Raw genomic sequence first — 14,075 nt, 5'->3', positions numbered from 1 at the left:
TGACATCATCAGATCACGCGGGAGAACTGCTGTCTGCGCGCCTGTTTACGTAAATAGATATCGAAGCACATACAGATATTACGAATGAGTAAGCGCCCACGCGGCGTCACACGAATGCCCTTTTCATCCCGCTCCACCAGCCCATCTTGCTCAAAGGGGGCCAGCAGTTCAAAATCCTCGGCAAAATAATCCGCAAAATGAATCCCGTACTGTTGCTCAATCGGCTGATAATTGATTTGGAAATGACAAATCAGCGTTTTAATCACATCACGGCGCAGGCAATCATCGTCGGTCATTGTCAGACCACGCCACAGCGCATTGCCCCGCTGTTCCACGCAGGCATAGTAGGTTTTCAGATCTTTTTCGTTCTGCGCATAGCTGTCACCCAACATGCTGATCGCCGAAACCCCTAAACCCAGTAGATCACTCTCGCCTTGGGTGGTATAGCCCTGGAAATTACGGTGTAGTGTCCCTTCCCGCTGCGCAACCGCTAACTCATCATCAGGGCGGGCGAAGTGATCCATGCCAATAAACTGATAACCGGATTCGGTTAGGAAACTGATGGTGTGCTGCAAAATATCCAGCCGTTGCTCGGCACTGGGCAAATCCGCATCTTTGATTTTGCGCTGCGCGGCAAACAGGCTCGGCAAGTGGGCGTAATTAAAGACGCTCAAACGGTCAGGATTTAGCTCAGCTACCCGTTTGAGGGTAAAAGCAAAGCTTTCCGGCGTCTGCTTGGGCAGACCATAAATCAGATCGATATTGGTGGAGTTAAAACCGAGGGCTTTCGCGCGCGCAATCAAGGCGAAGATAAAATCTTCATCTTGCTCACGATTAACCAGCCGTTGAACCTCTTTATTGAAATCCTGCACCCCCATGCTCAGGCGGTTAAAGCCCTCCGCACGTAGGTGATCAAGCACATCCAGTTCAATTTCCCGTGGGTCTACTTCAATCGACTGCTCCGCATCGGGCAGGAAATCAAAGTTTTCACGCAGCAGATTCATCAGGTGGGTAATTTGCGTTTTATTCAGGTAGGTGGGCGTACCGCCGCCCCAGTGCATCTGGCTAACCTGACGCCCAGCGAACAGCGCCGCACGCTGGCGGATCTCTTTTTCCAAGACCGCCAGATATTCATCAGCTTTATGTTGCTGGCGCGTCACCAGCTTATTGCAGCCGCAGAAGTAACAGAGCTTATGGCAAAACGGAATATGCACATACAGTGATAAAGGCCGCTGCGGGTAGCGCTGCACCGCCCGCTGAAAAGCAGCTTCGTTATAACCTTCACTGAACTCAAGGGCGGTGGGGTACGAGGTGTAGCGCGGCCCTGAATAATTATATTTTTGAATCAGGGACAGATCCCAAACTATGGTGCTTTCAGATATCGCGTGCTCAGACATGTTCACTCCTTCCGATATTTGCGCCTACCGGGCCGGTTAGAGGGCAGATGTTTTCGTTGTCTGGCCGCAGTAGCGCTGCGCAACCGTGATCGCCGTTGCGACAGCCGCCATAGTTTACCCAATAACCACAATAGATAACACGTCAGTAGTAGGGCTATTATTGGGATGACCCACTGCATAACTTAAAATACGTCTTTGGGATTACCGCCTTTCAGCAATTTCAGAATATCTTCCGGCTTCTCTTCTTTCTCTTCGTCATCTTCATCGTCGCCCAATTCAATACCCAACTGCTCCATCAGGGCATCAATGCGGTCTAATGTCAGATCAACGTAAGCCTGATCTTCTTTGCTCAATACTTCGTCGTTATCGAGCCTATCCAGCAATGCATCCAGACGCTCATCATTTTCCAGCTTGGAAAGCTCCTCTTCCGGTGTCAGACGTGGCTTAGCTTCAGCTTTAACCACCGGTTTAGTGGTTGGCTTGGCTTTAGCTTTGCTCTCAACCACCAGCGGCACAGGCACTTTACTGCCAAAGCGCGGATCTTTCTCCTGCACTGGGGTCTGGCCCTTCTTATTGCTGCCCTCAACATTACTTCTCGCGCCGGAGCGGTTGCCGCTATGTTTTTTCTGACGTTTACGTTCGCGAGCTTCGATATCCAGCTCTACACGGGTCTTTTTAATGCGCTTTGGTGTTACGGTGCCTTTCGGGGCTGCGCGTGGTGCTTTAGTTGGCTGCTTCATAACCTGTGCTCTTAAATGAGTATGGGATCGGATTAGTATATACCCGTCATCTTAAAATTTATTGGGTATAGGATTGGGCCGGAATCTAGCAGAAAGCGGACAAAGAAAAAAGGCGGCAGATTAACCTGTCGCCTTTTTTCGCACCTTCTGCGGAAGGATATCCTTACAGCGCACTCCCTGCACTTACATAACGTCCCGGTTTCTCCATCCTGCAATACGCCATCCCTACTGTCCCTTCAGCCCTGAAGGTGACTCACCCGGCACTCCGGCCTGTGTCCCTAAACATCCTTTTACCTGAGCTACATTATCATCCCTGGCTCATCGCATATCCATTACGTTCCTTAAGCATAGGCCACTCATCCTAAGTGATTTCGCTCCCTGCCAGCACATCCCGCGCTATGGGTAATACAAACAGTTATTTGTTTTTATTCAAAAAAACAATTATAAAAACAAATTAGCCGTTAATGATATTAGCTGACTTTAATGAAGTTTTTCTTAACAGTTGCTCAATGATAGGCTATTAATTTTCTCGACAATGACCGCCAACTCACAAAAATAGCAATTTCACGGGGAAAGTGCAGAAAAGAGCAGTGGAAGATAAACCCCCTTTTTTCGTCGTGATGCAGTTATAATCGCTCCATGTAAGCTATCTCTCACGGAGACGACAAATTTTGACTATCAGAAACTATAACTACCACATGACTCATTTCGTCATCAGTGCTCCGGATATCCGCCATCTGCCACGTGATGAAGGTATTGAGGTGGCATTTGCTGGCCGCTCAAATGCCGGTAAATCGAGCGCACTCAATACGTTAACCAACCAGAAAAGTCTGGCTAGAACCAGTAAAACCCCAGGCCGTACCCAGCTGATTAACTTGTTTGAAGTAGTCGATGGCGTGCGCTTGGTTGACTTGCCGGGCTATGGTTATGCCGAAGTTCCAGAAGAGATGAAACTCAAGTGGCAGCGCGCACTGGGCGAATATTTGCAAAAGCGTAACTGCCTGAAAGGATTGGTTGTGTTGATGGATATTCGCCATCCGCTGAAAGATTTGGATCAGCAGATGATTACCTGGGCAGTGGCCGTCGGCACGCCGGTACTATTATTACTGACCAAAGCAGATAAGTTGGCATCAGGCGCTCGCAAGGCCCAATTGAATATGGTGCGGGAAGCGATTATTCCCTTTATGGGCGATATTCAGGTTGAAGCTTTCTCATCATTGAAAAAGATTGGCGTCGATAAATTGCGGGAAAAACTGGATACCTGGTTCAGTGAGATCCCACCAGAAGTGATGATTGATGACGAGCATGATGATCAAGGTGAGTAATTAACCACCTACCGCAGCCCGTAAGGGCTGTTATCTCCCCTGAATACGCCCCGCTCAGACGACGAAAAGTGCCCATTTCGCTGGCAAAATCCCAATAAAAAACGCCCCAGTCAACAAGTGACTGGGGCGGCTAATATATAGCCAAATCCGATTACGTGAAGTAAAAGGTCTGAAAGATAGAACATCTTACCTCTGTACCCTACATCTGTAACTCTACATCATTTTTTCGCAGGGCAAAAGAATTTTTTGTTGTATAGTTACACAAATTGGCACGATTCAGCGCACCTATTCCCACCATAACCGGCACTAAATGTAGCTTAATTACATAAAGTGCTTTATTTATCGCCACTTACCCATACAACTAATGAGCTTGATCCCAGTTGTCGCCAACCCCCACGTCAACCTTCAGCGGCACCGCCAGTTGCATACTCTGTTCCATCAACTCACGGATTTTCTGTTCAGCGCTTTCCAATACACTCTCGTGCACTTCAAATACCAATTCATCGTGTACCTGCATGATAACCCGCACCAAAGGTTCAGACTCTTGCTGTAACCAGGCATCCACGGCAATCATCGCGCGTTTAATAATATCCGCAGCAGTGCCTTGCATGGGGGCGTTGATCGCTTCACGTTCAGCCGCCTTACGGCGGTTGGCATTACGCGAGTGAATATCAGGTAGATAGAGACGGCGGCCATCCAGTGTGGTGACGTAGCCCTGGTCAGCGGCTTGTTTGCGCGTGCGCTCCATATATTCCAGCACACCCGGATAGCGCTCAAAGTAGAGATCCATGTAACGCTGTGCCTCGCCACGAGGAATGTTCAGCTGCCGTGCCAGACCAAAGGCACTCATGCCATAAATCAGGCCAAAGTTAATTGCTTTGGCGCTACGGCGCTGTTCGGTTGTGACTTTTTCCAATGGCAAACCAAAGACTTCTGCCGCTGTAGCGCGATGAATATCTTTACCCGCCGCAAACGCAGCCAATAGCCCTTCATCCTGCGACAGATGCGCCATGATGCGTAGCTCAATCTGTGAGTAGTCGGCCGCCATGATGCGGTAACCTTTCGGCGCAATAAAAGCCTGACGTATACGACGCCCTTCTTCATTTCGCACCGGTATGTTTTGCAGGTTAGGATCACGGGAGGAGAGACGCCCGGTGGCCGTCACCGCCTGATGATAAGAGGTATGGACACGGCCCGAAACCGGGTTAATCATCAGCGGTAGCTTGTCGGTATAAGTACTTTTCAGTTTCGCCAAGCCGCGATATTCGAGGATCACTTTCGGTAGAGGATAATCCAGCGCCAACTCCGCCAGCACTTCTTCGTTAGTCGACGCCGCGCCGCCTGGCGTTTTTTTCAAGATAGGCAGTTTCTGTTTTTCATACAAAATCACCTGTAGCTGCTTAGGTGACGCCAGATTGAATGGCTCTTCCGCCAGTTCATGGGCCTGTTTTTCCAGCTCATCAAGGCGAATGGTCAGCTCTTTTGAGTGCGCAGCTAATATATTTTGGTCAATTAATACGCCGGTGCGCTCAATGCGGGACAAAATCGGCAGCAGTGGCATCTCAATCTCTTGGAATACCCGCTTCAGACCTTCACTCTCCTGCAACTTAGGCCACAGCACCAGATGCAGCTGTAGGGTGACGTCGGCATCTTCTGATGCATAAGGCCCCGCCTCCTCCAGCGCAATCTGGTTGAATGTCAGCTGATTTTTGCCTTTACCGGCAATCTCTTCAAAGGTGATGGTTTTATGGTTGAGGTAACGCTCCGCCAAGCTATCCATATCATGACGACCAGCAACGCTGTTTAAAACATAAGATTCCAGCATGGTATCGAATGCGATACCGCGCAGCTCAATGCCATAACGCGCCAACATGCTTTGATCAAATTTGAGGTTTTGCCCCACTTTAAGGGCTTTTTCATCTTCCAGTAGCGGTTTTAGGGTCGCGAGAACCCAGTCACGATCAAGCTGTGCGGGAGCATCCAGATAATCATGTGCTAATGGCAGATAAGCCGCTTCACCCGGTGCGACCGCGAAAGAGAGGCCAATTAAGTTACTGCTAAGGGTATCGAGGCCGTCGGTTTCAGTATCAAACGCGAACACCTCCGACTTTTTAAGGCGCTCGATCCAGTCGGCTAAGGATTTCTCATCCAAAATAGTCTGGTAGTTCTCTTGCGATAGCACGGCGGTGACTTCAGCCGCAGGAGCGGGTTCTGCTGCCACAAAGGCTTTATTACTGGTCTGCCCCGTTGGCCGCTCTTTTTTGCCATCCAGCCATTTGCCCGCTTCGACATCGGCTAACCAGCGCTTGAATTCATAGCGGCTGAATAATTGATGCAGCTGCTCATCATCCGGTGGTGAGACAGTTAGCTCGTCGCAAGTCACATCCAGTTCGACATCCGTTTTGATGGTGGCGAGCTTATAGGAGAGATAGGCGACATCCTTATTCTGCTCTAATTTGGCAGACATAGTTTTAGCGCCACGGAATGTTAGCGTGGGTATTTTATCCAAATTACTAAATAGCGAATCTAATCCACCCAAGCCTTGCAATAAAGCCTGCGCTGTCTTTTCACCAACACCGGGGACGCCAGGAATATTGTCTGATGAATCCCCCATCAGGGCCAGAAAATCAATAATCAGTTCAGGAGGAACGCCATATTTTTCACACACTTCCTGTGGCCCTAAAATAGCATTGTTCATTGTATTAATAAGAGTGATATTCGGCGTAACTAATTGCGCCATATCTTTATCACCGGTACTAATTAATACTGAATGACCTGCTTTTTCTGCTTCTTGCGCCAGAGTGCCAATAACATCATCCGCTTCTACCCCGGAAACAACCAATAAAGGCAATCCCATCGCCTTTACCATTTGATGGAGCGGTTCTATTTGCGACCGTAAATCATCGGGCATCGGTGGACGGTGGGACTTATATTCGGCGAACAACTCATCACGGAATGTTTTACCTTTAGCATCAAAAACGACCGCAACATGGCTGGGACGATATTGCAGCAACAGACTGCGCAACATGTTCAACACGCCATACATCGCGCCCGTTGGTTCACCACTGCCATTGGTCAACGGTGGGAAGGCATGGTATGCGCGATAGAGGTAAGAGGAACCGTCAACGAGGATCAATGGGTTTTCTGCAATCTGGGCCATAGAGTTTCTTCATCTTTATTCAGCAAGGTCTGACGCTAAGAATGCCATAGCTGGCGGCAAGAGACGAATCTTAGCGTCCATTCTTGTGCGAAAGAGAGCATTTTGCTCAGAGATCTTGAAGATCCTTTCTGTGGATAACTTTGTGAGTAAAAGCATGTGCAGATTATATTTATTTGTCATCTTTTACAGGATTAATAATTAAATTAAGTATAATCATGTAGTTATGATTGATGCCTTTCTATTTTACAGTCATTTTTATTTTATCTAAATTGTGGATATTACTTATTTAGTCTTGAGCTTAAGATAAATAAATTTTACTTATGGGTGTATTATCTCACATCTTTTTTTATTAGCCTCAGCAAGCTTTTTGGCATTTTTACATCACGAATATCTATACTCAACCATCACAGAAATAGATAAATGGATTGAAAGTAACACCCTTAAAAATAGATAGTCGGTATTCAATCACGCAGCTATTACTTTAGATAATATGATGATTTTGCAGCAGAGAAAGAAATAGAATTGTGCGAGACGCAGTACAACACAGAGAAAAAAGTAAATGAGACGCTAACTAAAGCTAGCGCCTCTTTACGTATAATTACTTTTGGGTCAGCAGGAACTTAACAACATCCGCATACTGTTTGACATAGATATCCATTGAACTGGTATCCATACCATCGTTCTTAATCATATATTTGCCATTAACAAACATGGCTGGAACGCCGCGTAATTCTAAATCTTCAGCCGCTTTTTGCTGCTGAACAACCAATGACTTAACCACAAAGCTGTTTAATGCCGCATCGTAGTCTTCACCACTCACACCGGCTTTGATAAAGACATTACGAATGTCATCCGGGGTCTGAACAGTTTGGGTTTTCTGTACGCCTTCAAACATCAGTGGCGTGATCTTCTCTTCAACGCCCAACGCCATGGCAACAGCCCATGCTTGAGTCAATTGTTTACCCAATGGGCCAAGGAACTCAACATGATAACGGGTCATTTTAGTCCCTTCTGGCAGTGCTTTTTTTACTGCCTGCGGAACATGGTAAATTTCTTCAAACTGATAACAGTGTGGGCAGTAGAAAGAGAAAAACTCTAAAACCTGAGGCTCACCCGTTACTGGTTTGTTTAACGTCTGGTACTGAGTACCGTCAGTAAATTGTGCGGCTGATGCACTGAATGCCATCACCATGCCAACGAGAGCTAACCAAACATTTTTCATACTATAACGATCTCCATTATCTTAACTTTAGTACATTGGCATCAGCTGCAAAGGCGGGGCCTGCAACAGCTTAACCTGCTCTGTAAATGATGCAGTCTGCTGTAACCAAAAATCAGACTCCGCCATCCACGGAAAACTTTTAGGGAATGCCGGGTCCTGCCAACGTCTGGCAACCCATGCAAGGTAATAAACCATCCGCATCGCGCGTAAAGGTTCAATCAATGCCAATTCACGCTGATCAAAATCAGCAAACTCGCCATAGGCTTCCAGTAAAATATCCAACTGGATCAACTGCTCACTTCGTTCACCATGTAATAGCATCCAGAGATCCTGAATAGCTGGGCCATTTCTGGCATCATCCAGGTCGACAAACATCGGCCCATCACGCCATAAAATATTACCTGGGTGGCAGTCGCCATGTAGCCGCAGTGGCTGCCAATCGGTGTGCCAATAGTGCTTAATTGTGCTGATCAATAGATCGGTCGCAGCCAGAAACTTATCTCGCTGTTTTGCTGGCACCAAACTACTGCTGGCCAACAACTGGCGCGGTTCTGTCAGATACTCTTCGATACCGATAGTTGAGCGGACCACAAAAAGTTTATCGCTACCCACCTGATGAATTCGCCCCAGAAAACGGCCAACCCACTCTAACTGATCAAGATTATCTATCTCATACTGGCGGCCACCGACACTTGGGAATACCGCAAAGAAAAACCCATTATGAGTATGCAAGGTGTGCCCATTAAGCTGCAATGGGGCAATCACCGGGATCTCCGACTCTGCTAAATCAAGCGAGAACTGATGTTCTTCGGTGATTTGTTCGCTGTTCCAGCGCTCAGGACGATAAAACTTCACCACGTAACGTTTACGATCTTCATCCATAAACTGATAAACGCGGTTTTCGTAACTGTTAAGCGCGGTTAATCCTGAATCCACCCGTAATCCTACCCCTTCAAGGGCATCCATAATTAGGTCAGGAGACAACGTCTGAAAATTAAAGGCAGAGCTGTTCATAACAACATTCAGTCTATATAAGTGACAGCGACGCGCTGAGAATAAGAAATAGTATCATCAAAGCCCTAATCTACGCAGATAAGGAGTATGACTAATCTTTAATGACGCCACGAGCGCGCAATATGGCAGTTTTAAAATCTTCTTCGAAATCTTTTTTCAGTCCTGGGATCACTTCTGTCGACGCCGAACCACGCATTTTCAGATGATAAATAAGAATATCGTCGGTTAGATCTGAAAACTCACCTTCAAAACCAGCTTCAGCGGCCAATTTTTGTAAAAACTGTACCAAATTTAAGTCAGGCTCTTGCTGCCAGGCCGGATGTAAAAGCTCAATCAATTCATTAACACGATGGCATTTCATAGCAAATCTACCTTATTCAAAAATATGCAGACAAAGTAGCAGGGATATTCACACAGGGAAAGATAGCTTACTGTCAATAAAAGTAAATCCTGACCTCCTCTCCTATTTAAAGATACAATTCGTCAGTAAGTTGAATGTAGCGGAGTGATAGAAATGCAGCCCAATATAACAGGCGTTATTCTTGCAGGCGGTCGTTCTTCCCGAATGGGCGGAAACGATAAAGGACTGATTATTCTTCATGGCAAACCGCTGTTTCAATATGTGATTGAGCGATTAAAACCTCAGGTTCACCACATGCTAATTAATGCTAATCGTAATCAGGCGTTGTATCAAGAAAGTGGCATACCAGTCATCAGCGATATCATTCCTGGCTTTGTAGGGCCGCTGGCAGGTATGCATGCAGGACTGAGTCATTCACCTACAGAATGGGTTGTTTTTGCTCCCTGCGATGTTCCGACACTGCCTATCAATTTGGTCTATCAGCTTTGGCACGGGAAAGGGCAAACACTGGCGGCTTATGCTCATGATGGTGAGCGAGCACACCCAACATTGGCCTTAATGCATGTCAGCTTGAAGCCACTGCTTGCTGAATTTCTGGCAAAAGGAGATCGTAAACTAATGATATTGATGGAGAGCATGAATGCTCAACCCGTAGTTTTCAGTGGGCAAGCCAACCCATTCAGCAACCTAAATACCCCCGCAGATTGTGACTTATGGGAACAAGATAGAAGAGGGCCGTTATGAGCCAAAAGATACCGCCGCTATTAGGTATAGCCGCATACAGTGGCACAGGAAAAACTACGTTACTAAAAAGTCTAATCCCCTTACTGCAACAGCGCCAAATCCGAGTCGGCTTAATCAAACATACACATCACAATATGGAAATTGATACGCCAGGGAAGGATAGCTATGAATTACGTAAAGCCGGCGCTCATCAGACTCTGGTTGCGAGTGATTGCCGTTGGGCATTAATGACGGAAACACCAGAGTCGCCCCCTTTAGATCTTCACTACCTTGCCAGTCGGCTAGATGCCTCAACCATCGATCTCATCTTAGTTGAAGGTTTTAAACATGAACCGATCAGCAAAATCGCACTTTATAGAGAAGCTGTGGGTAAACCATTCACTGACTTGATTGATAAATATGTTATCGCTTTAGCGAGCGACAAACCGATAGTGAGTACCGTAGAGCAATTGGATATTAACCAGCCAGAAGAGATCGCAGATTATATTTGCGATTGGTTAACGAGAATTGATAGGAAGTAAAACTGAATGGCGATTTTACCTGAACGCTAACAGGTTTATGCTCCACTCATATTTTATGCTAGATAATATTCGTCTCAACTTTAGGATGAGCCTCGCCCCTCCGCGGCCAGCACAGGCACTGTTCAAACTGCATTCGCAATTTGTCGTATCCCATGCTCGAGCCGCACCATCCCTGGCGCGGACGCTTTACTCTTCTGCCCATCCCCACTGTTATCGATCGAGTCATCGAGGTTTGTCAGCAGTCTGGCCGGTTTTTGTCTTTTTATACATAGCAAAAACCCCACGCTTTTGGCATGGGGTTTCGGCTTGATTTGATGCCTGGCAGTGTCCTACTCTCGCATGGGGAGACCCCACACTACCATCGGCGCTACGGCGTTTCACTTCTGAGTTCGGCATGGGATCAGGTGGGACCACCGCGCTATGGCCGCCAGGCAAATTCTGTTTTAACTCACCCGCTTCACAATAATATATCGTGCAGCCAGTCAGCCCAATCTCGGAACTTCGCTGAAAATCTCTCTCTCTCAAACCACCAAAACACCTTTGGTGTTGTAAGGTTAAGCCTCACGGATCATTAGTACTGGTTAGCTCAATGCATCGCTGCACTTACACACCCAGCCTATCAACGTCATAGTCTTTAACGTTCCTTCAGGGGGCTTAAAGCCCCAGGGAAGACTCATCTCGAGGCAAGTTTCCCGCTTAGATGCTTTCAGCGGTTATCTCTTCCGAATTTAGCTACCGGGCAATGCCATTGGCATGACAACCCGAACACCAGTGATTCGTCCACTCCGGTCCTCTCGTACTAGGAGCAGCCCCTCTCAATCTTCCAACGCCCACGGCAGATAGGGACCGAACTGTCTCACGACGTTCTAAACCCAGCTCGCGTACCACTTTAAATGGCGAACAGCCATACCCTTGGGACCTACTTCAGCCCCAGGATGTGATGAGCCGACATCGAGGTGCCAAACACCGCCGTCGATATGAACTCTTGGGCGGTATCAGCCTGTTATCCCCGGAGTACCTTTTATCCGTTGAGCGATGGCCCTTCCATTCAGAACCACCGGATCACTAAGACCTACTTTCGTACCTGCTCGAGCCGTCACTCTCGCAGTCAAGCTAGCTTATGCCTTTGCACTAACCTCACGATGTCCGACCGTGATTAGCTAACCTTCGTGCTCCTCCGTTACTCTTTGGGAGGAGACCGCCCCAGTCAAACTACCCACCAGACACTGTCCTCACCCCAGATTATGGGGCCGAGTTAGAACATCAAACATTAAAGGGTGGTATTTCAAGGTTGGCTCCATGCAGACTGGCGTCCACACTTCAATGCCTCCCACCTATCCTACACATCAAGGCTCAATGTTCAGTGTCAAGCTATAGTAAAGGTTCACGGGGTCTTTCCGTCTTGCCGCGGGTACACTGCATCTTCACAGCGAGTTCAATTTCACTGAGTCTCGGGTGGAGACAGCCTGGCCATCATTACGCCATTCGTGCAGGTCGGAACTTACCCGACAAGGAATTTCGCTACCTTAGGACCGTTATAGTTACGGCCGCCGTTTACTGGGGCTTCGATCAAGAGCTTCGCCTTGCGGCTGACCCCATCAATTAACCTTCCAGCACCGGGCAGGCGTCACACCGTATACGTCCACTTTCGTGTTTGCACAGTGCTGTGTTTTTATTAAACAGTTGCAGCCAGCTGGTATCTGCGACTGGCTTCAGCTCCGAGAGCAAGTCTCTTCACCTACCGCCAGCGTGCCTTCTCCCGAAGTTACGGCACCATTTTGCCTAGTTCCTTCACCCGAGTTCTCTCAAGCGCCTGAGTATTCTCTACCTGACCACCTGTGTCGGTTTGGGGTACGATTTAATGTTACCTGATGCTTAGAGGCTTTTCCTGGAAGCTTGGCATCAACTACTTCACCACCGTAGTGGCTCGTCATCACACCTCAGCGTTGATAAGCAACCGGATTTACCTGGTCACTCCGCCTACATGCTTAAACCGGGACAACCGTCGCCCGGATAGCCTAGCCTTCTCCGTCCCCCCTTCGCAGTAACACCAAGTACAGGAATATTAACCTGTTTCCCATCGACTACGCTTTTCAGCCTCGCCTTAGGGGTCGACTCACCCTGCCCCGATTAACGTTGGACAGGAACCCTTGGTCTTCCGGCGTGCGGGTTTTTCACCCGCATTATCGTTACTTATGTCAGCATTCGCACTTCTGATACCTCCAGCAACCCTCACAGGTCACCTTCAACGGCTTACAGAACGCTCCCCTACCCAACAACACCTAAGTGTCGCTGCCGCAGCTTCGGTGCATGGTTTAGCCCCGTTACATCTTCCGCGCAGGCCGACTCGACCAGTGAGCTATTACGCTTTCTTTAAATGATGGCTGCTTCTAAGCCAACATCCTGGCTGTCTGTGCCTTCCCACATCGTTTCCCACTTAACCATGACTTTGGGACCTTAGCTGGCGGTCTGGGTTGTTTCCCTCTTCACGACGGACGTTAGCACCCGCCGTGTGTCTCCCGTGATAACATTCTTCGGTATTCGGAGTTTGCATCGGTTTGGTAAGTCGGGATGACCCCCTAGCCGAAACAGTGCTCTACCCCCGAAGATGAGTTCACGAGGCGCTACCTAAATAGCTTTCGGGGAGAACCAGCTATCTCCCGGTTTGATTGGCCTTTCACCCCCAGCCACAAGTCATCCGCTAATTTTTCAACATTAGTCGGTTCGGTCCTCCAGTTAGTGTTACCCAACCTTCAACCTGCCCATGGCTAGATCACCGGGTTTCGGGTCTATACCTTGCAACTAGACGCCCAGTTAAGACTCGGTTTCCCTACGGCTCCCCTATTCGGTTAACCTTGCTACAAAATATAAGTCGCTGACCCATTATACAAAAGGTACGCAGTCACACCACGAAGGTGCTCCCACTGCTTGTACGTACACGGTTTCAGGTTCTATTTCACTCCCCTCGCCGGGGTTCTTTTCGCCTTTCCCTCACGGTACTGGTTCACTATCGGTCAGTCAGGAGTATTTAGCCTTGGAGGATGGTCCCCCCATATTCAGACAGGATGTCACGTGTCCCGCCCTACTCATCGAGTTCACAGAATATGCATTTTTGTGTACGGGACTATCACCCTGTACCGTGCGACTTTCCAGACGCTTCCACTAACACATAAACTGATTCAGACTCTGGGCTCTTCCCCGTTCGCTCGCCGCTACTGGGGGAATCTCGGTTGATTTCTTTTCCTCGGGGTACTTAGATGTTTCAGTTCCCCCGGTTCGCCTTGCATGGCTATGTATTCACCATGCAATAGTGCAACGAATTGCACTGGGTTTCCCCATTCGGGTATCGTCGGTTGTAACGCTTCATATCAGCTTACCGACGCTTTTCGCAGATTAGCACGCCCTTCATCGCCTCTGACTGCCTAGGCATCCACCGTGTACGCTTAGTCGCTTAACCTCACAACCCGAAGGTGTCTTTGCAGACCCTTGCGTTGCGATTATTTGAGAGACTCTAATACAGGCTACTCCTTATCTCAGTACATCTACGGAGAGATAAGTTTCAGCTGTATTGTTTCAATTTTCAGCTTGTTC

Annotated in this window: 9 protein-coding genes, 2 rRNA genes and 1 pseudogene; 3 read left to right on the top strand and 9 right to left on the bottom strand. The window is 48.0% G+C overall.

Annotation, left to right across the window (positions count from 1 at the left end; genetic code table 11):
• Nucleotides 1-8: 8 nt before the first annotated feature.
• Together hemN and yihI are read right to left on the bottom strand one after the other, a co-directional pair.
• Nucleotides 9-1,397, bottom strand: a complete 1,389-nt coding sequence (gene hemN / locus HRK25_RS06315; RefSeq protein WP_005277733.1) for an oxygen-independent coproporphyrinogen III oxidase — start codon at nucleotides 1,395-1,397, stop codon at nucleotides 9-11.
• Between the two features lie 182 nt (nucleotides 1,398-1,579).
• Nucleotides 1,580-2,137: a Der GTPase-activating protein YihI gene (gene yihI / locus HRK25_RS06310; protein WP_005277740.1), complete on the bottom strand. Its 558-nt coding sequence runs from the start codon at nucleotides 2,135-2,137 to the stop codon at nucleotides 1,580-1,582.
• 671 nt (nucleotides 2,138-2,808) lie between these two features.
• On the opposite strand from yihI, the gene yihA reads away from it, so the two are divergent.
• Complete coding sequence (gene yihA, locus HRK25_RS06305) at nucleotides 2,809-3,462, top strand: ribosome biogenesis GTP-binding protein YihA/YsxC (RefSeq protein WP_032898610.1); 654 nt, start codon at nucleotides 2,809-2,811, stop codon at nucleotides 3,460-3,462.
• Between the two features lie 140 nt (nucleotides 3,463-3,602).
• Here the strand turns inward: yihA and spfP are convergent.
• The 5 genes and pseudogenes from spfP to HRK25_RS06285 all read right to left on the bottom strand — a co-directional run.
• A pseudogene (gene spfP, locus HRK25_RS20480) lies at nucleotides 3,603-3,647 on the bottom strand (small protein SpfP); the annotation flags it as partial.
• Nucleotides 3,648-3,823: 176 nt separating this feature from the next.
• Nucleotides 3,824-6,622: a DNA polymerase I gene (gene polA, locus HRK25_RS06300; protein ID WP_005277749.1), complete on the bottom strand. Its 2,799-nt coding sequence runs from the start codon at nucleotides 6,620-6,622 to the stop codon at nucleotides 3,824-3,826.
• Nucleotides 6,623-7,220: 598 nt separating this feature from the next.
• Nucleotides 7,221-7,844 carry a thiol:disulfide interchange protein DsbA gene (dsbA, locus tag HRK25_RS06295; RefSeq protein ID WP_005277752.1) on the bottom strand — a complete coding sequence of 208 codons (624 nt, stop codon included), beginning with the start codon at nucleotides 7,842-7,844 and terminating at the stop codon, nucleotides 7,221-7,223.
• A gap of 27 nt (nucleotides 7,845-7,871) precedes the next feature.
• On the bottom strand, nucleotides 7,872-8,858 hold the full coding sequence (locus HRK25_RS06290; protein ID WP_032898611.1) for a serine/threonine protein kinase: 987 nt from the start codon (nucleotides 8,856-8,858) through the stop codon (nucleotides 7,872-7,874).
• A gap of 91 nt (nucleotides 8,859-8,949) precedes the next feature.
• Nucleotides 8,950-9,219 (bottom strand): YihD family protein, encoded by a 270-nt coding sequence (locus HRK25_RS06285; RefSeq protein ID WP_005277758.1) that lies wholly within the window; start codon nucleotides 9,217-9,219, stop codon nucleotides 8,950-8,952.
• 153 nt (nucleotides 9,220-9,372) lie between these two features.
• Here HRK25_RS06285 and mobA point away from each other — a divergent pair, with 153 nt between their 5' ends.
• Nucleotides 9,373-9,963 (top strand): molybdenum cofactor guanylyltransferase MobA, encoded by a 591-nt coding sequence (gene mobA / locus HRK25_RS06280; protein ID WP_032898613.1) that lies wholly within the window; start codon nucleotides 9,373-9,375, stop codon nucleotides 9,961-9,963.
• Nucleotides 9,960-10,484, top strand: coding sequence for a molybdopterin-guanine dinucleotide biosynthesis protein MobB (mobB, locus tag HRK25_RS06275; RefSeq protein WP_032898614.1), 525 nt, complete (start codon nucleotides 9,960-9,962; stop codon nucleotides 10,482-10,484). Before mobA ends, mobB begins: the two co-directional genes overlap by 4 nt.
• Nucleotides 10,485-10,800: 316 nt before the next feature.
• Here mobB and rrf read toward each other — a convergent pair.
• Both rrf and HRK25_RS06265 read right to left on the bottom strand, forming a co-directional pair.
• Nucleotides 10,801-10,916: ribosomal RNA gene (gene rrf / locus HRK25_RS06270) — 5S ribosomal RNA — on the bottom strand.
• Nucleotides 10,917-11,034: 118 nt separating this feature from the next.
• Nucleotides 11,035-13,941: ribosomal RNA gene (locus tag HRK25_RS06265) — 23S ribosomal RNA — on the bottom strand.
• Nucleotides 13,942-14,075 lie beyond the last annotated feature (134 nt).

The organism is Yersinia bercovieri ATCC 43970, from assembly GCF_013282745.1.
In the GTDB taxonomy this organism is placed as follows: domain Bacteria; phylum Pseudomonadota; class Gammaproteobacteria; order Enterobacterales; family Enterobacteriaceae; genus Yersinia; species Yersinia bercovieri.
This window is presented reverse-complemented; position numbering and strand designations above follow the sequence as displayed.

What these genes read in the sequence shown, in the direction of transcription:
- dsbA (WP_005277752.1), bottom strand. Translation starts at nt 7,844, where the DNA reads ATGAAAAATGTTTGGTTAGCTCTCGTTGGCATGGTGATGGCATTCAGT.
- mobB (WP_032898614.1), top strand. Translation starts at nt 9,960, where the DNA reads ATGAGCCAAAAGATACCGCCGCTATTAGGTATAGCCGCATACAGTGGC.
- HRK25_RS06285 (WP_005277758.1), bottom strand. Translation starts at nt 9,219, where the DNA reads ATGAAATGCCATCGTGTTAATGAATTGATTGAGCTTTTACATCCGGCC.
- hemN (WP_005277733.1), bottom strand. Translation starts at nt 1,397, where the DNA reads ATGTCTGAGCACGCGATATCTGAAAGCACCATAGTTTGGGATCTGTCC.
- HRK25_RS06290 (WP_032898611.1), bottom strand. Translation starts at nt 8,858, where the DNA reads ATGAACAGCTCTGCCTTTAATTTTCAGACGTTGTCTCCTGACCTAATT.
- yihI (WP_005277740.1), bottom strand. Translation starts at nt 2,137, where the DNA reads ATGAAGCAGCCAACTAAAGCACCACGCGCAGCCCCGAAAGGCACCGTA.
- mobA (WP_032898613.1), top strand. Translation starts at nt 9,373, where the DNA reads ATGCAGCCCAATATAACAGGCGTTATTCTTGCAGGCGGTCGTTCTTCC.
- polA (WP_005277749.1), bottom strand. Translation starts at nt 6,622, where the DNA reads ATGGCCCAGATTGCAGAAAACCCATTGATCCTCGTTGACGGTTCCTCT.